This window comes from Streptomyces sp. NPDC032940, assembly GCF_040636935.1.
GTDB lineage: Bacteria > Actinomycetota > Actinomycetes > Streptomycetales > Streptomycetaceae > Streptomyces.
Genome location: NZ_JBEZVJ010000018.1, coordinates 70458 through 91115, shown reverse-complemented (window position 1 = coordinate 91115; position 20658 = coordinate 70458). Strand labels below are relative to the sequence as shown.

The following is a 20658-nucleotide window of genomic DNA, read 5'->3' as shown; positions in this document are numbered from 1 at the left end:
CGAACACGCACAGTGGCTAGGGGTTCGGCGGGCTCAAATCGGGAGAGCGCGCGCCGGGTTGACGTACCCCGGCACCGGACGGTCGAACCGTCCCCCGGCACAGTCGTACCGGCTCACACCAGCACGTGGTCGACGAAGCACCAGCGCCAGCTCTCCCCGGGCTCGAAGGTCCGCATCACGGGGTGGCCGGTTTCCTTGTGGTGCGCCGTCGCGTGCTGCTTCGGCGAGGAGTCGCAGCAGCCGACGTGGCCGCAGGTGAGGCACAGCCTCAGCTGCACCGGATCCGTGCCCTCGGCCAGGCACTCCGGGCAGGTGTCGCCCAGCGGCTCCGGCTCCGGGTGCGGCAGCCCTTCGGCGTGCGTGCACTGTTTCATGATTGCCAGGTTACGACGGGCGCACGGGCGACCGCGCGGAGAAAAGGGTGGGCGAGGCCATGGACGTGATGCCGCTGCTGTTGCTGGTGGCGGGCAGTGCCGCGATCGCCGCGGCGGGCCGGCGCACCCCGGTGCCGGCGCCGCTGCTGCTGGTCGCCGCCGGTCTGGCGGTCAGCTATCTGCCCGGGGTGCCCGACTACACCCTGGACCCGCACATCGTCCTGCCCCTGCTGCTGCCGCCGCTGCTGTACACGGCGGCCACCGACAGCTCCTACCTCGACCTGCGGGCCCAGCTGCGGCCGGTGGCCCTGCTGTCCGTGGGGTACGTGCTCTTCGCGACCTTCGTGGTCGGCTGCGCCGCCTACCTCGTCGTGCCCGGGCTGCCGCTGACCGCCGCGCTGGTGCTCGGCGCGGTGGTGGCTCCACCGGACGCGGTCGCGGCCACGGCGGTCGCGCGCCGGGTGGGGCTGCCGTCCCGGATCACCACCATCCTCCAGGGCGAGTCCCTGGTGAACGACGCCACCGCGATCACCGCCTACAAGGTCGCCCTCGCGGCGGCGGTCGGCGAGGGCGCCACCTGGGCCGGCGGGATCGGCGAGTTCCTGATCGCCGCGGTCGGCGGTGTCGGCGTCGGGCTGGTGCTGATGGTGCCCATCCACTGGCTGCGCACGCACGTCAGGGAGGCGCTGCTGCAGAACACGCTCTCCCTGCTGATCCCGTTCGTCGCCTACGCCGTCGCCGAGCAGGTGCACGCCTCCGGAGTGCTGGCGGTCGTGGTCGTGGCGCTCTATCTCGGCCACCGTGCGTGGGAGGTCGATTTCGCCACCCGGCTCCAGGAGGAGGCCGTGTGGAAGATGGTCGCCTTCGTCCTGGAGTCGGCCGTGTTCGCCCTGATCGGCCTGCAGCTGCCCGTGGTCCTCAAGGGCCTCGGCGCGTACGAGGGGTCCGATGCCGCCTGGTACGCGGTCGCCGTCTTCCTGGTGGTCGCCGCGGCCCGTTTCGTCTGGGTGTACCCGGCGACCCTCCTCCCGCGGATGCTGTCGGCACGCATCCGCGCGCGTGAGGAGGACCCCGGCTGGAAAGGGCCGTTCGTGATCGCCTGGGCCGGGATGCGGGGCGTGGTCTCGCTGGCCATCGCCTTCTCCATCCCGCTCACCGTGCACGGCGGCGCCCCCTTCCCCGAACGCAACCTCATCCTGTTCCTGACCTTCACCACGGTCATCGGCACGCTGGTCGTGCAGGGGGTGACGCTGCCGCCCCTGATCCGCCTGCTGAAGTTCCCGCAGCACGATGTGCAGGCCGAGACGCTGGCGGAGGCCAACGCCCAGGCGCAGGCCTCCCGGGCCGCCGAACGGCGCCTGGACGAACTGCTCGCCGACGAGCGCAACGCCCTGCCGGCGCCCCTCGCCGACCGCCTGCGCTCGGTCCTCGAGCGCCGCCGCAACGCCGTCTGGGAACGCCTCGGACAGGCCAACCCCGTCACCGGCGAGACCGTCGACGACACCTACCGGCGGCTGTCCAGGGAGATGATCAGCGCCGAGCGCGAGGTCTTCGTCCGGCTGCGCGACGGCCGGTACATCGACGACGAGATGCTGCGCACGCTGCTGCGCCGCCTGGACCTGGAGGAGGCGGCGGCGTATCGGGAGGCCGCATAGACCTGCCGGACGGCGCGGTTCGCGGCGGGCGGTACGCGGGCCTCAGGGGAAGGGGCGGCCGGTGACGACGGCCGCGAGGGTCGTGCCGCGCGGGAAGGCGCCCTCCTCGGCCAGCGCGAGCAGGGCGTACAGCATCTTGGCGACGTAGATCCGCTCGACGGGCAGGCCGTGGCGGCGTTCGAAGTCCGCGGCGAACGCGTCGAGCTCCGGGGTGACGCGCGCGTAGCCGCCGCCGTGGAAACGGTCGTCGAGGCTCCAGTCGCCGCGTCGCCCGCCGAAGGCCGCCTGCTGCAGCCGTCGTACCTCCTCGGCCAGGAAGCCGCCCTTGAGCACGGGTATCCCGAGCGCCCGCCGGCCGCGGGGGAGTCCGGCGGCCAGCCCGGCGAGCGTGCCGCCCGTGCCGCACGCGAGCGCGACGACGTCGGCGTGCCCGGCCAGCTCCTCGCCGAGGGCCCGGCACCCGCGGACCGCCGCGGCGTTGCTGCCGCCCTCGGGGACGACGACCGCGTCCTCGGCGCCCGCCGCCCGCAGCAGCGCCGCCAGGGTCGCCGGTTCGCCCTTGCGGCGGTAGGCCGCGCGGTCGGTGAAGTGCAGCCGCATGCCGTCGGCGGCGCACCGGGCCAGGGAGGGGTTGAGCGGCCGCCCGGCCAGCTCCTGGCCCCGGACCACGCCGACCGTGGACAGCCCGAGCAGCCGGCCCGCGGCGGCCGTGGCGCGCAGATGGTTGGAGTAGGCACCCCCGAAGGTGACGACGCTGCGGCCGCGCGCCGTGGCGAGATTCGGTGCGAGTTTGCGCCATTTGTTGCCGACCAGGTCCGGGTGGATCAGATCGTCGCGCTTGAGCAGCAGCCGCACGCCGCGCCGCTCGAACCGGTCGTCCACGGCCTCCTGCAACGGCGAGGGCAACCGGGGGCGCAGGGCGGCGAGGCCGGCGGGATCGGCGGGGTCGGTGCTGGTCACCCCGCCATTGTCACGCCGCCCGGCGCGCGGTGCGGGCGGTCACTTCAGCCGGTCCCGGATCCGCGCCCGCATCGACGTCATCGTGAAGCCCCTCGGGTCCACCTTTCCCGGCTGCCACTCGAGGTGGCCGATGACGGAACGTTCCGTCCAGCCATGGTGACGGCAGACCGCGGCGGCGGCCTTCTCGATCGCCTCCAGTTGAGCCGCCGGCCAGGGGTCCTCGCCGTCGCCCAGGTTCTCGCACTCGAAGCCGTAGAAGTGCCGGTTGCCGTCCGTGTTCGCCTCGTTGTCCCGGGGCAGCGCCTTCTCCGCGATCACCGCGCGCAGGACGTCGTCGTCGCCGAGCCCGGCGTGGTTGGCCCGGCCGTAGCCGACGAGGTGGATCCGGCCGTCCTTCGTGATCACGCCGTGGCACAGCGGTCCCGGCAGCCCTTCGTAGCCCTTGCGGCAGATGTCCACGGTCCGCGCGCTGCCCTTGGTGACCGTGTGGTGGATCATCACGCCGTTGACGGGCCCCCACGGGCCCTTGTGGTTGCGGTTGTGGTGCCGCCAGTCGCCGACCTCGACGACGGTGAGACCCTCCGCCTTCAGGGCCTTGAGGAAACTTCCCGCGGACATGGGTGAGGCCATGGCCGACTCCTTCACGCTGCGCGACGACCGCCGGACGCGACCGCCTCGTACGGAGCTTGTACCGAAACGGAGCCGTCCCTATGACTTGTTCGGGCCGTGTGCGAGCCGATCCGGACAACCTCGTGCGCAGCAGTGGCGGGCCCGGCCCCGTGCGGCCGCGCGAGTCCCTCTTCCTGCCCCGGCGGCCGGTGATCCATTCCCGCTCTTTCGGGTAATAGCACCGCCACGCTCCGTGAGGAAGGCTGGTCCACGCACATCGATGCCGGGCGCAGGCGTCCGGCATGACCGGGAGGGCAATTCCTTATGTCGGTAGGCGAAGAGATCCGCACCGAGCAGACCAGGCCGCAGCAGAGCCTCGGCACGGCGGCCGCGCGGAACCTGGCCACCACCACCAAGTCCGTACCCCAGATGCAGGAGATCAGCTCGCGCTGGCTGCTGCGCACGCTCCCGTGGGTGGACATCCAGGGCGGCACATACCGGGTCAACCGGCGCCTGACCTTCGCCGTGGGCGACGGCCGGGTGACGTTCGTGAAGACCGGCGACCGCGTCGAGGTCGTCCCCGCCGAGCTGGGCGAGCTGCCGGCCCTGCGCGCGTACGAGGACGAGGAGGTCCTGTCGGAGCTCGCCCGGCGCTGCGAGCAACGGGAGTTCGGCCCGGGCGAGGTGATCGCCTCGTTCGGCGCTCAGGCCGACGAGGTCTATCTGCTGGCGCACGGCAGGGTCGAGAAGATCGGCACCGGCCCGTACGGCGACGACGCCGTCCTCGGGGTCCTCGCCGACGGCGCCTACTTCGGCGAGGCGGCCCTGCTCGACGGGGACGCCATCTGGGAGTACACCGCCCGCACGGTCACGGCCTGCACGGTCCTCGTGCTGCCCCGCCAGGAGGTGGAGCGGGTCGCGCAGCGCGCGGACACCCTGCGCGAACACCTCCAGCGGCAGCGCTCGATCCCCGCGCAGCGCACCAACAAGCACGGCGAGAAGGCCATCGACCTCGCCGCCGGCCACAGCGGCGAGCCGGACATCCCGCACACCTTCGTCGACTACGAGGCGCGGCCCCGTGAGTACGAGCTGAGCGTCGCCCAGACCGTGCTGCGCATCCACTCGCGCGTGGCCGACCTCTACAACCAGCCGATGAACCAGACGGAACAGCAGATCCGGCTGACCGTCGAGGCGTTGAAGGAGCGCCAGGAGCACGAGCTCATCAACAACCGCGAGTTCGGACTGCTGCACAACTGCGAGTACGACCAGCGGATCCAGCCGCACGACGGCGTGCCCGGCCCGGACGACCTTGACGAGCTGCTCAGCCGCCGGCGCGGCACGAAGCTGCTGCTCGCCCACCCGCGGGCGATCGCCGCGATCGGACGCGAGCTGAACAAGCGCGGACTGGTCCCCGAGACGATCGACGTCGCCGGCAACCGCATCCCGACCTGGCGCGGTGTCCCCATCTACCCCTGCAACAAGATCCCGGTCAGCGAGGCCCGCACGTCCTCGATCATCGCGATGCGTACCGGCGAGGCGGACCAGGGCGTCATCGGCCTGCGGGCCACCGGCATCCCGGACGAGATCGAGCCGAGTCTGTCGGTGCGGTTCATGGGCATCAACGAACAGGCCATCATCAAGTACCTGGTCACGGCCTACTACTCGGCCGCCGTCCTCGTGCCCGACGCGCTCGGTGTCCTGGAGAACGTCGAGATCGGCCGCTGGCGGTGACGCCCCTCTTCCGAACGCCGTGTTCCCGCCCGCCCGGGCGGGTACACCCCGGGGGTACGGACACGAACGCAAGGGGGAGGTGAGCCGGTGACGGAGGCTGGGCACGGCGCCGCCGAGGCGACGCCTCACCCCACCGGAATCCTGGAACCGCGCGGGACCATCGGCGGGCAGCGCACCAGGGAGCCCGAGACGGCTCCCGGGGACGAGGGGCAGGAGGCGGCGGAGCTTCTGCGCCGGTCCCGGACCTCGGTCGATCCCGAACTGCGGTCCGCCGTCGCATCGCTCCCCGCCGCCATGCGCCGGGTCGCGCTCTACCACTTCGGCTGGCAGCACGCGGACGGCACACCCGCCACCGGGAACGCCGGCAAGGCGATCCGTCCCGCCCTCGTCCTCACCTCGGCCGCCGCGCTCGGCGGGGCCGGGGCCCGGACGGCGGCGGTGCGGGCGGCCGCGGCGGTGGAACTGGTCCACAACTTCACGTTGCTGCACGACGACGTGATGGACCGGGACGTCACCCGCCGTCACCGGCCCACCGCCTGGACCGTTTTCGGCACCACCGACGCGATCCTCGCGGGCGACGCTCTGCAGGCGCTGGCCCTGCGGCTGCTCGCGACGGATCCGCATCCGGCGTCCGCGGCGGCGGCCGGCCGGCTGGCGGACTGCGTCGTGGAGCTGTGCGAGGGGCAGCAGGCGGACACCTCCATGGAGGGGCGCGGCCCGCACGAGGTCACCCTCGGCGAGACGCTCGCGATGGCCGAGGCGAAGACCGGCGCGCTGCTGGGGTGCGCCTGTGCCCTCGGTGCGCTGTACGCGGGCGCGGACGACGAGGACGTCCGGGCGATGGACGCCTTCGGCCGCGAGGCCGGCCTGGCCTTCCAGCTCATCGACGACGTCATCGGTATCTGGGGCGACCCGCGCCGCACCGGGAAACCGGCCGGCGCGGACCTGGCGGCCCGCAAGAAGTCGCTGCCGGTGGTCGCCGCCCTGGCTTCCGGCAACCCGGAGGCCGCCGCGCTCGCCGAGTTGTACGCGGCACCGTACGCGGAGGACAAGGAGGATCTGGAAAGCACGGCACTGGCCGTGGAGCGGGCCGGCGGCCGGGACTGGGCGCAGGCCCAGGCGGCCGACCGGATGGCGCGGGCCATGCAGGAGCTCGCCCGTGCGGTGCCCGAACCGGAGGCGGCGGGCGGCCTGCTCGCGCTGGCCGAGTTCGTGACCCGGCGCAGTACCTGACGGCCACGGCCGCGCAAGACCCCGGAGCCCGTTCAGGGCCGTGCGGCGCCTGACCGCCGTACGACCGCACCGCCGACGGCTCCGGTACGGCGGGTCCCGCACTTCCCCACGGTGTGCGGGGCCCGCCACCTGTCGTTAAGCTCAACGGCCGTACTTAAGAACGCTGTTGAGGTGAAGGGGCGGGCGGGACATGGGCGTGGCGATCCGGACGGCGGGCGAGGACGACCGGGAACTCGTCGTGCGGCTGCTGGACGAGGCGTTCCAGGACGACCCGGTGAGCAGCTGGGTCTTCCCCGGCGAGGAGTACCGCCGCAGCACCCACCACCGGCTCATGGGCGCCTTCACCGACGCCGTGCTCGCGGACGGGTGGATCGACCTCACCGAGGACGCCGCGGCCTGCGCGCTCTGGCTGCCCGTGCCCGCGGACGTGGGCGACGGCGGTGAGGGCGACGGCGGTGAGGGCGACGGCGGTGAGGGCGACGCACCCTCGCAGGTGCGGGAGGCGGTGGACCCGGACAACGAGCGGGTCGAGCTGATCGCCAGGCTGACGGAGGGCATCCACCCCCAGGGCCGCGCCCACGTGTACCTGTGGATGATCGGCGTGACCCCCGGACGGCAGGGCGAGGGACTGGGCACCGCGCTCATCGAAGCGGCCCTCGACCGCTGCGACCGCGAGGAACTGCCGGCCTATCTGGAGGCCAGCAGCGCTCGCAGCCGGGGCCTGTACGAACGCCTCGGCTTCGCGTTCACCGGCCGTGCCCTGGACCTGCCGGACGGCCCCCGGATGTGGCCCATGTGGCGCGAGCCACGGCAGGGTGCACGGCAGGGGGCGCGCTAGGCCTCCGGCACCACCGTCGCCACGATCCGCTCCACCAGGGCGTCGGGGACGTCCACCGTGGGCAGGAGGCCGTTCAGGACGTCCGGCAGGGTCAGGTGCTCCAGGATCAGCCCGAGCATCGCGAGGTAGAGAACGACGACGGTCTCGTCCCCGCCCGGCAGCCCCGCCGAGCGATGGAACTCCATGCCCTCCTCCAGGTCCCCCCGCACCGACCGGGTGTACGAGGCGAGCAGTCCCGGGCGCCGGGTGGCCTCCAGCCGCATCTCCAGCAGGGCCAGATAGCCGGTGCGGTCACGGGTCGCGCGGCCCATCAGGTCGTGCATGAAAGCGGCGACCAGGGAGCGGTCCTTCGGCCTGGTCAGCAGCTCCGCCACCACCTCGGGATCGGGTGCCAGCCGCTGGTGCAGCCGGGCGTCGATCTGCCGCAGCAGGTCGTCGCGGCCGGTGAAGTAGTTGGACGCCGTGCCCACGGGCACGCCCGCCTCGGAGTCCACCGCACGGAACGTCAGCCCGCGCGCCCCCTCACGGGCGAGCACCTCGACGCCCGCGTCGACCAGGGCGGCACGCCGCTCCGGGTTGCTGACCATGCGGAACCCTTCCCTTTACTCGGCGTCCTCGTCCCCGCGTCACGGAAACATCTTGCAACCACTACGACTGAAGCACTATAACTGAAGTAGTTCAGCCCTTGCGGCTCCTCCCGACGGAAAGAGACCACTTGCGCAAGCTCACGTACTTCATCGCCTGCTCGATCGACGGCTTCATCGGTGCCCCGGACGGCGACGCGTCCTTCATGTATCCGTTCGTCGACGAGGAGTCCATCGAGTTCCTGTCGGCGGAGTACCCGGAGACGATGGCCACGCAGGGCCGTCGGGCGCTCGGCCTCGACGACCTGCCGAACAAGCGGTTCGACACGATCGTCCAGGGCAGGGCCAGCTACGACCTGGCCCTGAAGGAGGGGATCACCAGCCCGTACGCCCATCTGCGTGAATACGTCGCTTCGCGCACGCTCGACCCGTCACCCGACCCGAACGTCGAGATCATCTCGTCCGACCTGGTCGGCAGGGTCCGCGCGCTGAAGGCGGAGGACGGCCCGCTCGGCATCTACCTGTGCGGGGGCGCCACGGTCGCCGGCGAGCTGATCGACGAGGTCGACGAGCTGGTCGTCAAGACGTACCCCGTCGTGCTGGGCTCCGGCATGCCGATGTTCGCCTCCGGTTTCGAGGTCTCCGAGTTCGTGCCGGACGCGGACGCGGTGCGGGTGTTCGGGAACGGCGTCGTGGTGCGGACGTACCGCAGGAAGCCCTGAGCCACCGCCCGGGGCACGCCACGGGACGACGAAGGGGCCCCGCCGCTCGTGCGGCAGGGCCCCTCCGGGCTGTCCGTCGGCCTGCGATGGTGCACCGATCGCCGGCGTACGGAGGTGCTGACCGGGCGTCAGGCCTTCTTGGTCTCCCAGAAGATCTTGTCGATCTGGGCGATGTAGTCCAGGGCCTTCTGGCCGGTGGCCGGGTCGGTGGAGCCCTTGGCGGCCGACAGGGCCTTCAGGGTGTCGTTGACCAGCTGGTGCAGCTCCGGGTACTTCTCGAAGTGCGGGGGCTTGAAGTAGTCGCTCCACAGCACGGAGACGTGGTGCTTCGCCAGCTCGGCGCGCTGCTCCTTGATGACCGTGGCGCGCGTCTGGAAGTGCGGGTCGTCGTTGCCGGCCATCTTCTCCTGGACGGCCTTCACCGACTCCGCCTCGATGCGGGCCTGGGCCGGGTCGTACACGCCGCAGGGCAGGTCGCAGTGGGCGCTGACCGTGACCTTGGGGGCAAACAGGCGGGAAAGCATGGAGCGTTCCTTCCTCGTGATCGTCTTCTCAGGGGGGACATTACTCCCTGGGAGGCCCGTTTTCGCGAGTGCCCCCGTGGGCTTAGGACAAAAGTCCGGGGTGAGACTGAGACTGGTGGAGGAAAGACCGGGGAGGTGCCGGGTGATGCCGGAGCTGTCGCAGGAGACCGAGCGCGCGAGAGGGCCGCTGCCGTTCGGGCCGGCCGAGGTGACCGGGCCGTCCATGGTGCCCACGCTGCACCACGGGGACCTGCTCCTCGTGCACTGGGGAGCCGCGGTCAGGCCCGGTGACGTGGTCGTCCTGCGGCACCCCTTCCAGCAGGACCTGCTGGTCGTCAAGCGGGCGGTGGAGCGGCGTGGGGCAGGCTGGTGGGTGCTCGGGGACAACGCCTTCGCCGGCGGCGACAGCACCGACTACGGGGTGGTCCCCGAGGAGCTCGTACTGGGCAGGGTGCGGTTGCGGTACCGGCCCCGCGGGCGCGGTCAGCGCTCGCCGCTCGCCGTGGTCCGCTGGGCCGTCTCGGCGCTCAGGCCGGTGCTGTCCGACCGGTCCGCCTCCAGGCGTTTGCGGGCGCGGTAGGCCGCCACGTTGGCCCGGGTGGCGCAACGGTCGGAGCAGTAGCGCCGGGAGCGGTTGGTGGAGGTGTCCAGGTAGGCGTTGCGGCAGGGAGAGGCCTCGCACAGGCCGAGGCGGTCCACGCCGTACTCGGTGAGGTGGAAGGCCAGGCCCATCGCGGCGATGGCCGCGTAACCGGCGGTCGCGTTGGACGGGTGGTCCGCCAGGTGCATGTGCCACAGGGGGCGGCCGTCGTCGTCCCGGTGGTCGTGGCCGGAGATCTGCGGGCTCACCGGGAACTCCAGGAGCAGTGAGTTGAGCAGGTCCACCGCGAGCGTCTCGTCGCCCTCGTCGGCCGCCTCGAAGACCGCCCGCAGCCGCCCCCGGACCGAGCGGAACCGGGTCACGTCCGAGTCCGTGGCCCGCCGGGCCGCCGACTGGTTGGCGCCGAAGAGTTCGCGGACGGCCTCGACGGAGGTCAGGGAGTCCTGCGCCCGCGCCGGTTCCTCGGTGTTGACGAGGCGTACGGCGTAATCCGAGTAATAGGCCAGTTCCACTTGTAGTCCTTACGAAGGGGCTCTATGGTCGTGCCTGCGATCAGGTAACAGCTGATCGTGCCTACAGGGTATTACGTGTGTCGCTGTGACGGAGGGGCTCGATGACGGACGCGCAGATCACCACCGCAGGTACCGACTGGAACGCCTGGCAGGAGAGCTGGGACCGGCAGCAGGAGTGGTACATGCCGGACCGCGAGGAACGCTTCCGGATCATGCTCGACATGGTCGAGGCGTTGACCGGCACCGCACCGCGGGTGCTCGACCTCGCCTGCGGCACCGGCACCATCACCGCCCGGCTGCTCGCCCGGTTCCCGGACGCCGTCAGCACCGGCGTGGACCTCGACCCGGCGCTCCTCACGATCGCCGAGGGCACCTTCGAGGGCGACGACCGGGTCTCCTTCGTCACCGCCGACCTCAAGGACCCCGACTGGACGGCGAAGCTGCCGTACGACTCCTACGACGCCGTCCTGACCGCGACGGCCCTGCACTGGCTCCACTCCGAACCCCTCGCGGCCCTCTACGGTCAGGTCGCGGAGGTGGTCCGCGACGGCGGCGTCTTCATGAACGCGGACCACATGATCGACGAGACCACGCCCCGGATCAACGCGGCCGAGCGCGCGCAGCGGCACGCCCGTATGGACGACGGAAAGCGCGGCGGCGCCCTCGACTGGGCCGAATGGTGGCAGGTGGCCGCGAAGGACCCCGTCCTCGCCGAGCCCACGGCCCGGCGCTTCGAGATCTACGGCGAGCACGCCGACGGCGACATGCCCTCGGCGGCCTGGCACGCGCGCGTGCTGCGCGAGAAGGGCTTCGGCGAGGTGCGGCCGGTGTGGTGCTCGCCGTCGGACACGCTGCTGCTCGCGCTGAAGTAGGGCGCCGGAGCATTTGGGCGCTACCACGCGCCGAGGGGCGGCACGGAGATCCGTACCGCCCCTCGGCGTGCGTGCGCGCTCAGAGGACCTTGGACAGGAACGACTTCGTCCGCTCGTGCTGCGGGTCGGTCAGCACGTCGCGCGGATTGCCCGACTCGACCACCACGCCGCCGTCCATGAAGACCAGGCTGTCGCCCACCTCGCGGGCGAAGCCCATCTCGTGGGTGACGACGACCATCGTCATGCCGGACTCGGCCAGGTCGCGCATGACGTCCAGGACGTCACCGACCAGCTCCGGGTCCAGGGCCGAGGTCGGCTCGTCGAACAGCATCAGCTTCGGGTCCATCGCCAGGGCCCGCGCGATCGCGACCCGCTGCTGCTGGCCGCCGGAGAGCTGCGAGGGGTAGTTCCCGGACTTGTCGCCCAGGCCCACGCGCTCCAGGAGCTGCATGGCGCGCTCCCTGGCCTGCGTCCTGCTGACGCCCTTGACCTGGACCGGGGCCTCCATGACGTTCTCGACGGCCGTCATGTGCGGGAACAGGTTGAAGCGCTGGAAGACCATGCCGATGTCCCGGCGCTTGAGGGCGACCTCGCTGTCCTTGAGCTCGTAGAGCTTGTCGCCCTTCTGGCGGTAGCCGACCAGGTCGCCGTCTACGTACAGCCGGCCGGCGTTGATCTTCTCCAGGTGGTTGATGCACCGCAGGAAGGTCGACTTGCCGGAGCCGGAGGGGCCGATGAGGCAGAACACCTCGCCCTGCTTCACCTCCAGGTCGATGCCCTTGAGGACCTCGACCTGACCGAAGGACTTGTGGACGCCCTCGGCCTTCACCATGGCGTGGGAGGACTGCTTCATGCCGCGGCTCCCTTCGGGCGGCGCGTGGGCAGAACCGCGGTCCTGAAGCGCTGCCACGGCGTCGGCGGCAGGGAGCGGCTCGACCCGCGGGCGTAGTAACGCTCGACGTAGTACTGCCCGACGCTCAGGATCGAGGTCATGATCAGGTACCAGGCGGCGGCCAGGAAGTACATCTCCACCGTGGAGCCCGCGTTCTGGCCGATGTCCTGTGCCTGCTTGAACAGGTCGTAGAACTGCACCGCCGAGACGAGCGAAGTCGTCTTCAGCATGTTGATGACCTCGTTGCCCGTCGGCGGCACGATGACCCGCATCGCCTGCGGGATCACGATCCGGCGGAGCGTCTTCGTGTGGCTCATGCCCAGGGCGTGCGACGCCTCGGTCTGCCCCTCGTCGACCGAGAGGAGACCGGCACGGCAGATCTCCGCCATGTAGGCGGCCTCGTTGAGGCCCAGGCCGAGCAGCGCCGTCAGCAGCGGCGTCATGAAGGACGACCAGTAGTCCTTGTAGAACGGACCCAGGTTGATGTACTCGAAGACCAGGCCCAGGTTGAACCAGACGAAGAGCTGGACCAGGACCGGGGTACCGCGGAAGAACCAGATGTAGAACCACGCGATGGACGAGGTCACCGGGTTCTTCGACAGGCGCATCACGGCGAGCAGGATGCCGCCGGCGATGCCGATCACCATCGACAGCACGGTGAGCTGGAGGGTGTTCCAGACACCGTCGAGGATGCGGTCGTCGAAGAAGTAGTCGGGGATCGCGCCCCAGTTGATCTTGCCTTGGGCGAAGGCGTAGACGACCGCGCCCAGGAGGGCGAGCGCGACGACCGCGGACACGTACCGTCCCGGGTGCCGGACCGGAACGGCCTTGATGGCCTCCGGTCCGGCGGGGGGCCTCGCGTCGGGACCGGTCGTCTTGTTGACGTCAACAGTCACGGATGGAGCCTTTCAGAGCCGCGTCGAACGGGACGGTTCAGGAGCCGCCGTTGATCTTGGCCTCGGTGATCGCGCCGTCCGCGACACCCCACTTCTCGACGATCTTCTTGTACTCGCCGCTGTCGATGACCGCCTGGACGGCCGCCTGCAGCGCGTCGCGCAGCTGGGTGTTGTCCTTGGCGACGGCGATTCCGTACGGGCCCGCCTCGACCTGGTCGCCGACGATCTCGAAGTACTTGCCGCCACCGGAGTTCTTCACCGAGTACGCGGCGATCGGGAAGTCGGCGGAGACGACGTTCGCGCCCTTGGAGCGCATCCGGGTCTCGGCCTCGGGGTTGGTCGCGAAGTCCTCGATCTTCAGGGTCTTCTTGCCGGCCTTCTCGCACTTCTGCGCCTGTTCCTTGGCGAGGTCGTGGGAGAAGGTGTTGCGCTGCACGGCCATGGTCTTGCCGCACAGGTCGTCCCAGGTCTTGATGCCCTGGTCGTCGCCCTTGTTGGTGTAGAGCGAGACGCCCGCGGTGAAGTAGTCGACGAAGTCGACGCCGGCGCCGACCTTCTTGCCGGTGTCGGCGTCGATGCCCTCCTGCCGGTCCTTGGTGTCGGTCATGGCCGACATGGCGATGTCGTAGCGCTTGGACGCGAGACCGCCGACCAGGGTGTCGAACGTGGCGTTCTGGAATTCGAACTTCACGCCGAGCTGCTTGCCCAGGGCGTCCGCGAGATCGGGGTCGATGCCGACCGTCTTGCCGGAGTCGTCCTTGAACTCGACCGGAGCGTAGGCGATGTCGGATCCGACCTTGATGACGCCCTTGTCGCGTATCGCCTGGGGCAGCTTTTCGGCCAGCGGGGCCTTCGATGCGGACTGGCTGTCGCCGCCGCCGTCGTTCTTCTTGGTCTGGTCGCCGCATCCGGTGAGCAGCAGAGCGCCTGCGACCGCGATCGCACCGACCGCTGCTAGCCGGGACTGCGCGGCGGTCGGACGACGGGTGGAGCTTGCGGTCATGGTGGTTCCTCCGGCGGATGATGGAGTTGCCGATGGGACGGGACGCCGGCCGGGGGACCGACAGGCGCGGTGGGTCGACGAGAGCACACACCTTCGAGTGCCGCGACCTCGTGTGATTACGGCATCTTGCCATTCGGACTCGGCCGTTCAGGGGAGTCGTCATGTCAAAATCGGATAACGGGTGACCCCCCGAACCCCATCAGGTCGGTACATCGCGACCGAACCTTTGCGGGAATCGACCCTTCCGGCCGGAAGATCTTCGGTATTTCTCGTTATGCGGACACGGTTCGCGGGTGTGTGTCCCCGTCGAGATCCCGTTCTCCGGGACTGTCAAGAGGTACCGGGAAGTTGACCGGATGCATGGCTATGAGTCATGTCACCGGCATGCGGCGTACCGCGTCCGACATGTGAGCTTGCACTTATCGGACTCGTCGCGGGAGGTGTCCGTCGGGTAAGAAGGTTCTTTACACCCCTCATCAGGGGCTCAGGGCGCGTGTGCGGCGCGCCCGTCGCGCAGGGGCCCATGCGCATCAACGTGCCATGTCCCTGGGCGGTGCCCGCCCACCCCTCACCAGGAGTGGACAAACCCTCAAACCATGAACACTTAAGGGGTAAGACAAAGTGGCAGCGGAGATCGTCAATCCTCGCAGCGACAGCGACGTCAGTACGGACCGGGAGGCCGGGGCGGAGCCCCTCGACTCCTTCGACCCGGCGTTCGCGCTGCACCGCGGCGGCAAGATGGCTGTGCAGGCCACCGTGCCGGTCCGCGACAAGGACGACCTGTCCCTGGCGTACACGCCCGGCGTCGCGAAAGTGTGCAGCGCGATCGCCGAGCAGCCCGACCTGGTGCACGACTACACGTGGAAGTCGTCGGTCGTGGCGGTCGTGACGGACGGTACGGCGGTTCTGGGACTCGGGGACATCGGGCCCGAGGCCTCCCTTCCGGTGATGGAAGGCAAGGCGATCCTCTTCAAGCAGTTCGGCGGCGTGGACGCGGTCCCGATCGCGCTGGACTGCACGGACGCCGACGAGATCGTCGAGACGGTGGTGCGCCTCGCGCCCTCGTTCGGCGGAGTCAACCTGGAGGACATCTCGGCGCCGCGGTGCTTCGAGATCGAGCGCAAGCTCCAGGAGCGGCTGGACATCCCGATCTTCCACGACGACCAGCACGGTACGGCGGTCGTGACGCTGGCGGCGCTGCGGAACGCGGCGCGGCTGAGCGGGCGGACGCTGGGTGAGCTGCGGGCGGTGATCTCGGGCGCGGGCGCGGCCGGCGTCGCCATCGCCAAGATGCTGGTCGAGGCCGGCATCGGGGACGTCGCGGTGGCCGACCGCAAGGGCGTCGTCTCGGCGGACCGGAGCGATCTGACGTCCGTGAAGCAGGAGCTGGCCTCCTTCACCAACAAGGCCGGGCTGTCCGGCTCGCTGGAGGAGGCCCTCGCGGGCGCCGACGTCTTCATCGGCGTCTCCGGCGGCACGGTGCCGGAGGAGGCGGTGGCCTCGATGGCGAAGGGCGCGTTCGTCTTCGCCATGGCCAACCCGAACCCCGAGGTGCACCCCGAGGTCGCCCACAAGTACGCGGCAGTCGTCGCGACCGGGCGGTCCGACTTCCCGAACCAGATCAACAACGTGCTGGCGTTCCCGGGCATCTTCGCGGGCGCGCTTCAGGTGCGGGCGTCGCGGATCACCGAGGGCATGAAGCTCGCGGCGGCGGAGGCGCTGGCGTCCGTGGTCGGGGACGACCTCGCGGCGGACTACGTCATCCCGTCGCCGTTCGACGAGCGGGTGGCGCCGGCGGTGACGGCTGCGGTGGCTGCGGCGGCCCGGGCGGAGGGTGTGGCGCGTCGGTGATGGTGTGACGTGCGTGTGAGCGGCCTCGTCCCCCTGGGGGCGGGGTCGTTTGCGTTGGGTGGGTGGGCGGTCCGGTGCCGGGCAGGGGTGGGTGACGCTGCCCGGTGCTGACGGGGTGCCGCTGCGCCCACCCGTGCCGCCCCAGCGGCACGACTGCCCGCAGCTGGGGCGGCAATGGGGCTGGCTGCCCGCAGCTGGGGCCGTGTGTGGCAAGAGGGTGTGTGTCACAGGGGCGGGCGGTTTCGGATGGGCCGTGGGGAACCTATGGTCAAGGTCATGTTCGCTGTCTACGCCGCCCGAATCGACCGCGACCAGCCGCTGAACGGTCTGGAGTTGGGGGAGCGTCCGGCCCCCGAGGTCCGTCCCGGCTGGAGTGTCGTCGATGTGCGGGCCGCTTCCCTCAATCACCACGACCTGTGGTCCCTGCGTGGTGTCGGTCTCCCGGAGGACCGGCTGCCGATGATCCTCGGCTGCGACGCCGCCGGTGTCGACGCCGACGGCAACGAGGTGGTCCTGCACTCCGTGATCGGCCAGACCGGCCACGGGGTCGGGCCGAAGGAGCCCCGCTCCATCCTCACCGAGCGCTACCCGGGGACGTTCGCCGAGCAGGTCGCCGTGCCGACCTGGAACATCCTGCCGAAGCCCAAGGAGCTCTCCTTCGCCGAGGCCGCCTGTCTGCCGACCGCCTGGCTGACGGCCTACCGGATGCTGTTCACCAATGCCGGGGTGCGTCCCGGTGATTCGGTGCTGGTGCAGGGCGCCGGTGGCGGGGTCGCCACGGCCGCGATCGTGCTCGGCAAGGCCGCCGGGCTGCGGGTCTTCGCCACCAGCCGGGACGAGGCCAAGCGGAAGCGGGCCCTGGAGCTGGGCGCGGTGGAGGCCGTGGAGCCCGGGGCGCGACTGCCGCAGCGGGTCGACGCCGTCATCGAGACCGTGGGCGCCGCGACCTGGTCCCACTCGGTGAAGTCGCTCAGGCCGGGCGGCACGCTCGTCATCTCGGGCGCCACCAGCGGCGACCGGCCTTCCCACGCCGAGCTGACCCGGATCTTCTTCCTGGAGCTCAAGGTCGTCGGTTCGACGATGGGCACCAAGGAGGAGCTGGACGACCTGCTGTCCTTCTGCGCGGCCACCGGCGTGCGCCCCGTCATCGACGAGGTGCTTCCGCTGGACCGGGCCCGCGAGGGCTTCGAGCGGATGGCGTCCGGTGAGCTGTTCGGCAAGATCGTGCTCAGTGGGTCCTGATCCCCGCCTTCCATGTCCGTGCGCGGCGGGTCCGGTGTTCCGGGCCCGCCGTTCGCGTTTCCCGACGCGGCCAGGTGTCAATGTGGGTTGACGCGACCCGGCATGTCAACCTAAGTTGACTACATGAGCGAAGCAACGGATCTCGCCGCGCGTGCGGGTGACCGTGACCCCCGGGTCGGACTGCGCGCCGTCGCCGCACTGCGCAGGCTGCTGGAGCAGCTGGAGGCGGTGCAGGTACGCAGTGCGCGCCATCAGGGCTGGTCGTGGCAGGAGATCGCCACGGAACTCGGGGTCAGCAGGCAGGCCGTGCACAAGAAGTACGGGAGGCATTGATGTTCGAGCGGTTCACGAAGGACGCCCGTGCCGTGGTCCACGGGGCGGTCGAGCACGCCGAACGGACGCAGGCGGGGGCCGTCGGTGCCGAGCACCTGCTCCTCGCCCTGCTGGACCGGGAGGGCAGCCGCGCCTCGTTCGCGCTGACGGCGCTCGGGATCGGCGGGGACGGTGAGGGCGCGGTCTCGGTGCGGCGGGCCCTGGAGGAGGCGCGGCGGCACGCCGGCCTGTCGCAGGCCGAGACCGAGGCGCTCGCCGGTCTGGGGATCGACGTCTCGCAGATCGTCGCCCGGGTCGAGGAGGCTCACGGCGTCGGCGCGATGTCCGGCGACCGGAAGGGCGGGCGCCCGTGGTCCGGGCGCCGACCTTTCGGCCGGGACGCCAAGGAGGTCCTGGAGAAGGCCCTGCGGGTCGCCATCGCCCGCCGTGAGCGGTACATCGGTGACGAGCACCTTCTTCTCGCCCTGACCGTCCGCCCCGGTGTCCCCGCCGAGGTGCTCGCCGACCACGGGGTCACCCAGGAGACGCTGACCAGGGTCCTCGGCGCCGGGGGAAAGGCCTGCGCCTGACCCGGCCGACCCCCTCCCGTGCCTGCTCAGACCTTCGGCGCCCGCAGGATCGCGCCGATGCGGGCGGCCGCGGCCGACAGCTCGCCCCGGGCGTCCCGGAGCTGGTCGGCCGTGACGCCGTGGTCGCGGGCCGCGTCCCGGATCCCGTCCCGGAAGCGGTCCAGCAGCCGGTCCAGATCGCGCGCCGGGTCACCGGTGGAGTCCGCGGTGTCCTCGTGGGCCCACGCCGGCTCGTATACCGCCGGGAAGTCCGCGGGGGTGCGTGAGTAGTCCGGCCGGGAGGCGGACGTGGCGGACGTATCGGTGTCGGTACGGCCGAAGCCCCAGTCCCGGCCGAAGTCCTTGCCGAACTCGCCGACCTCCTTCACCAGCTCGCCCAGGCCCTCGCGCAGTCCCGTCGGCCAGTCGCCCCGCGAGAAGTGGTCCTGCATCTGCTCCTGGACCCGCTGGGCGATGCGCTGAACCTCCTCCTGTGCCTGGGCGCGGGCCCGCTCCTGCGCCTCCTTGGCCTGGCGCCGGGCCCGCTGGGCCTCGTCACGGGCGCGGCGGCTCTCGTCCTTGGCGCGGCGGGCCTGCTCCTTCCACTCCTGCTTGACCCGGCGCATCTCCTCCTTGGCGGCGCGCCAGGCCTCCTTGTCGCCGAGGTCGACGCCCTCACCGAGGCCCCCGGCCCCCTCTGCCCGGGTACCGCCGCCCCGGCGGGCCTCGCCGGCCGCGGCCCGCATCTCCCGGCGCAGATCACCGGCGGCGCCGCGCACATCCGCCCGGATCTCCGCCGCGAGCTCGGCGACCGAGTCGCGGATCTCCAGCTCCAGGTCGGCCAGCTCGCCGCTGCGGTCGGCCAGCTCGGCGCGGCCCGCGTCGGTGATCGCGTACACCTTGCGGCCGCCCTCGGTGGTGTGGGTGACCAGGCCCTCGGCCTCCAGCTTGGCCAGGCGCGGGTACACCGTGCCCGCCGACGGGGCGTAGAGGCCCTGGAAGCGCTCCTCGAGGAGCCGGATCACCTCGTACCCGTGGCGCGGGGCCTCGTCGAGCAGCTTCAGCAAGTACAGGCGGAGGCGGCCGTGGGCGAAGACGGGGGGCATGTCAGAGCACCTTCTTGTCGGTCGTGCCGTCGGCCGGGGCGTCGGTGGCGCCGTCGTCCGGGCCGGAAGCGGAATTGTCCCCCGACTCGCGCGGCGTGCCGCCCGCCGGTCCGGTGTCCTGCGGCCCTCGCTGTTCCGGCTCCGGCCCCCAGGGCGACTCCTCCGCCGGCGGCCGGCGCAGCAGCGCGATGGAGCCGGAGACCGTCGTGGCCTTCAGCCGGCCGTTGCCCGCGCCGAGCCGGCCGGTGATCCGCTTGGCGCCCCACTGGCCGGTCACCCGGAGGTCCTCGAAGGCGCTGGAGACCGTGCCGCTGGCGGTGTTGGCCTCCACCTCGGCGTCGGCGGGCTGCGGCAGCCGGATGGCGATCTCGCCCGAGACGCTGGTCAGGCCGATGTCCGTCGGCCCGTCGGTCGGGTCCAGGTCGACGATCATCGAACCGCTCACCGAGTCCGCCTTGACCGACGAACCGGCCTCCACGACCGTCAGGTCCCCGGAGACCGAGTTGAAGCGGAGGTCTCCGGTGAGCGCCTGGGCCTCCAGACTCCCCGCGACCGTGTCCGCGCGGACCGGGCCCCTCAGGCCCACCAGGGTGGTGTCCCCGGAGACGCCCTTCACCTCGGTGCGTCCGTCGATGCCGGAGACGACGGCCGCCGCGCCGACGACGCCCACCTCCACGCGAGTTCGGGCGGGCACGGCCAGCGAGACTACCGCGCTGCGGCGCCAGCCCTTGCGGTCGAGCCACTTGAGGAAGCCCTTCCAGGGCAGGTCCTCGTACGCCACCGTGAGGGTGCCGTCCCGGTGGGTGACGAGCAGGGGCGGGCCCTGGATCTCGGAGACCTCCAGTCTGGCGGAACCCTCGTCCGTGCCCACCACGTTCACCGTTCCGTTGACGATGCGGACGTGGAGCTCGCTCACGGACTCGTCGAAGGTGAGCTTCCTGGGCTCCGCGACGGACCACTCGGACATGCTGGGGACCTCCTGACCGAACGCGCCATATCGCGTCCTCCGTCATTCACGATATATCGTGGTGGTCGGAAGTCAAGACACCCGTTCGTGTGGTCACCCCACTCGCGGTCGTTCGGGTGGCCACCCGTCCGGTCCGGGGAGGCCGAGCGCGGCCCGGACATGCGAAACGGGGTGCCGTGTACCGGCACCCCGCGGGAGTTCAGCGGCGAAAAGCAGTCGTCCCTACTCGTCCTCGTCCTCGTCGTCCAGCCGGGCCAGCCACGTCGCCAGCCGCTCCACCGGTACCTCGAAGTCCGGGTTCAGGTCGACGAACGTCCGCAGCTGCTCGGCGAGCCACTCGAAGGTGACCTCCTCCTCACCGCGCCGCTTCTCCAGTTCCTCGATGCCTCGATCGGTGAAGTACACAGTCGCTCTCCTGGGGATGGGCCGCCTGGGGCCTCGGGTCCTACCCGTCCAGGTTATGCGCCCGCGCGCGGGGCTCTGACCTGTCCGAACAGCGCCCGTGCGGTCACGCGGTTGTGCAGAATGGCATCACCGCAGTCGCAAGGGCACAACGAGGTGCGGGTCTCCGGGAGTTGCCCCGGTGGCGCGGCACAGGGGGACAC

At 71.1% G+C, this 20658-nt stretch carries 23 protein-coding genes; 11 read left to right on the top strand and 12 right to left on the bottom strand.

Annotated elements, in window-relative coordinates:
- Positions 1-113 precede the first annotated feature (113 nt).
- A complete protein-coding gene (locus tag AB0E77_RS21790) occupies positions 114-374 on the bottom strand; it encodes a UBP-type zinc finger domain-containing protein (RefSeq protein ID WP_361573108.1) in 261 nt (86 codons plus the stop codon).
- Between the two features lie 59 nt (positions 375-433).
- On the opposite strand from AB0E77_RS21790, the gene AB0E77_RS21785 reads away from it, so the two are divergent.
- Complete coding sequence (locus tag AB0E77_RS21785) at positions 434-2029, top strand: Na+/H+ antiporter (protein ID WP_361573184.1); 1596 nt, start codon at positions 434-436, stop codon at positions 2027-2029.
- A 42-nt stretch (positions 2030-2071) separates the two neighbouring features.
- On the opposite strand, the gene AB0E77_RS21780 is transcribed toward AB0E77_RS21785, so the two are convergent.
- Together AB0E77_RS21780 and AB0E77_RS21775 are read right to left on the bottom strand one after the other, a co-directional pair.
- Positions 2072-2989, bottom strand: a complete 918-nt coding sequence (locus AB0E77_RS21780) for a pyridoxal-phosphate dependent enzyme (RefSeq protein ID WP_361573106.1) — start codon at positions 2987-2989, stop codon at positions 2072-2074.
- Between the two features lie 39 nt (positions 2990-3028).
- Complete coding sequence (locus AB0E77_RS21775; protein ID WP_361573104.1) at positions 3029-3619, bottom strand: N-acetylmuramoyl-L-alanine amidase; 591 nt, start codon at positions 3617-3619, stop codon at positions 3029-3031.
- 303 nt (positions 3620-3922) lie between these two features.
- On the opposite strand from AB0E77_RS21775, the gene AB0E77_RS21770 reads away from it, so the two are divergent.
- The 3 genes from AB0E77_RS21770 to AB0E77_RS21760 all read left to right on the top strand — a co-directional run bounded on the left by AB0E77_RS21770 (position 3923) and on the right by AB0E77_RS21760 (position 7400).
- Positions 3923-5329 (top strand): family 2B encapsulin nanocompartment shell protein, encoded by a 1407-nt coding sequence (locus AB0E77_RS21770; RefSeq protein ID WP_361573102.1) that lies wholly within the window; start codon positions 3923-3925, stop codon positions 5327-5329.
- Positions 5330-5416: 87 nt separating this feature from the next.
- Positions 5417-6562 carry a family 2 encapsulin nanocompartment cargo protein polyprenyl transferase gene (locus AB0E77_RS21765; RefSeq protein ID WP_361573100.1) on the top strand — a complete coding sequence of 382 codons (1146 nt, stop codon included), beginning with the start codon at positions 5417-5419 and terminating at the stop codon, positions 6560-6562.
- 190 nt (positions 6563-6752) lie between these two features.
- Positions 6753-7400, top strand: coding sequence for a GNAT family N-acetyltransferase (locus AB0E77_RS21760; RefSeq protein WP_361573098.1), 648 nt, complete (start codon positions 6753-6755; stop codon positions 7398-7400).
- Here the strand turns inward: AB0E77_RS21760 and AB0E77_RS21755 are convergent.
- Positions 7397-7987: a TetR family transcriptional regulator gene (locus AB0E77_RS21755; protein WP_361573096.1), complete on the bottom strand. Its 591-nt coding sequence runs from the start codon at positions 7985-7987 to the stop codon at positions 7397-7399. The genes AB0E77_RS21760 and AB0E77_RS21755 overlap by 4 nt on opposite strands.
- Before the next feature lie 128 nt (positions 7988-8115).
- On the opposite strand from AB0E77_RS21755, the gene AB0E77_RS21750 reads away from it, so the two are divergent.
- Positions 8116-8706, top strand: a complete 591-nt coding sequence (locus AB0E77_RS21750; protein WP_361573094.1) for a dihydrofolate reductase family protein — start codon at positions 8116-8118, stop codon at positions 8704-8706.
- Positions 8707-8834: 128 nt separating this feature from the next.
- Here AB0E77_RS21750 and sodN read toward each other — a convergent pair whose 3' ends face one another.
- Complete coding sequence (gene sodN, locus AB0E77_RS21745; RefSeq protein WP_053136948.1) at positions 8835-9230, bottom strand: superoxide dismutase, Ni; 396 nt, start codon at positions 9228-9230, stop codon at positions 8835-8837.
- 145 nt (positions 9231-9375) lie between these two features.
- Between sodN and sodX the strand changes: the two genes are divergently transcribed.
- Positions 9376-9810, top strand: coding sequence for a nickel-type superoxide dismutase maturation protease (gene sodX, locus AB0E77_RS21740; protein WP_361573092.1), 435 nt, complete (start codon positions 9376-9378; stop codon positions 9808-9810).
- Here the strand turns inward: sodX and AB0E77_RS21735 are convergent.
- On the bottom strand, positions 9714-10343 hold the full coding sequence (locus AB0E77_RS21735; RefSeq protein ID WP_361573091.1) for a CGNR zinc finger domain-containing protein: 630 nt from the start codon (positions 10341-10343) through the stop codon (positions 9714-9716). The genes sodX and AB0E77_RS21735 overlap by 97 nt on opposite strands.
- Before the next feature lie 101 nt (positions 10344-10444).
- Here AB0E77_RS21735 and AB0E77_RS21730 point away from each other — a divergent pair, with 101 nt between their 5' ends.
- Positions 10445-11215: a class I SAM-dependent methyltransferase gene (locus AB0E77_RS21730; RefSeq protein ID WP_361573089.1), complete on the top strand. Its 771-nt coding sequence runs from the start codon at positions 10445-10447 to the stop codon at positions 11213-11215.
- 79 nt (positions 11216-11294) lie between these two features.
- On the opposite strand, the gene AB0E77_RS21725 is transcribed toward AB0E77_RS21730, so the two are convergent.
- From AB0E77_RS21725 to AB0E77_RS21715, 3 genes are read right to left on the bottom strand one after another with little or no spacing between them, the layout of a single operon-like run.
- Positions 11295-12047, bottom strand: coding sequence for an amino acid ABC transporter ATP-binding protein (locus tag AB0E77_RS21725; protein WP_361573182.1), 753 nt, complete (start codon positions 12045-12047; stop codon positions 11295-11297).
- Between the two features lie 17 nt (positions 12048-12064).
- Positions 12065-13003: an amino acid ABC transporter permease gene (locus tag AB0E77_RS21720; protein ID WP_361573087.1), complete on the bottom strand. Its 939-nt coding sequence runs from the start codon at positions 13001-13003 to the stop codon at positions 12065-12067.
- Positions 13004-13040: 37 nt separating this feature from the next.
- A complete protein-coding gene (locus tag AB0E77_RS21715) occupies positions 13041-14006 on the bottom strand; it encodes an ABC transporter substrate-binding protein (RefSeq protein ID WP_361573085.1) in 966 nt (321 codons plus the stop codon).
- Positions 14007-14627: 621 nt separating this feature from the next.
- Here AB0E77_RS21715 and AB0E77_RS21710 point away from each other — a divergent pair.
- From AB0E77_RS21710 to AB0E77_RS21695, 4 genes are all read left to right on the top strand, one after another.
- Positions 14628-15857: an NADP-dependent malic enzyme gene (locus tag AB0E77_RS21710; protein ID WP_361573083.1), complete on the top strand. Its 1230-nt coding sequence runs from the start codon at positions 14628-14630 to the stop codon at positions 15855-15857.
- A 276-nt stretch (positions 15858-16133) separates the two neighbouring features.
- Positions 16134-17099 (top strand): zinc-binding dehydrogenase, encoded by a 966-nt coding sequence (locus AB0E77_RS21705; protein WP_361573081.1) that lies wholly within the window; start codon positions 16134-16136, stop codon positions 17097-17099.
- A 123-nt stretch (positions 17100-17222) separates the two neighbouring features.
- A complete protein-coding gene (locus AB0E77_RS21700; protein WP_077796561.1) occupies positions 17223-17432 on the top strand; it encodes a helix-turn-helix domain-containing protein in 210 nt (69 codons plus the stop codon).
- On the top strand, positions 17432-18001 hold the full coding sequence (locus AB0E77_RS21695) for a Clp protease N-terminal domain-containing protein (protein ID WP_361573079.1): 570 nt from the start codon (positions 17432-17434) through the stop codon (positions 17999-18001). Before AB0E77_RS21700 ends, AB0E77_RS21695 begins: the two co-directional genes overlap by 1 nt.
- Before the next feature lie 26 nt (positions 18002-18027).
- Here AB0E77_RS21695 and AB0E77_RS21690 read toward each other — a convergent pair whose 3' ends face one another.
- From AB0E77_RS21690 to AB0E77_RS21680, 3 genes are all read right to left on the bottom strand, one after another.
- A complete protein-coding gene (locus AB0E77_RS21690) occupies positions 18028-19086 on the bottom strand; it encodes a helix-turn-helix transcriptional regulator (protein WP_361573077.1) in 1059 nt (352 codons plus the stop codon).
- A 1-nt stretch (position 19087) separates the two neighbouring features.
- The gene (locus AB0E77_RS21685; RefSeq protein ID WP_361573075.1) at positions 19088-20053 is read right to left on the bottom strand and encodes a DUF4097 family beta strand repeat-containing protein; all 966 of its coding nucleotides are present in this window, start codon (positions 20051-20053) and stop codon (positions 19088-19090) included.
- Between the two features lie 222 nt (positions 20054-20275).
- A complete protein-coding gene (locus AB0E77_RS21680; RefSeq protein ID WP_003961784.1) occupies positions 20276-20458 on the bottom strand; it encodes a DUF6104 family protein in 183 nt (60 codons plus the stop codon).
- Between the last annotated feature and the right edge of the window lie 200 nt (positions 20459-20658).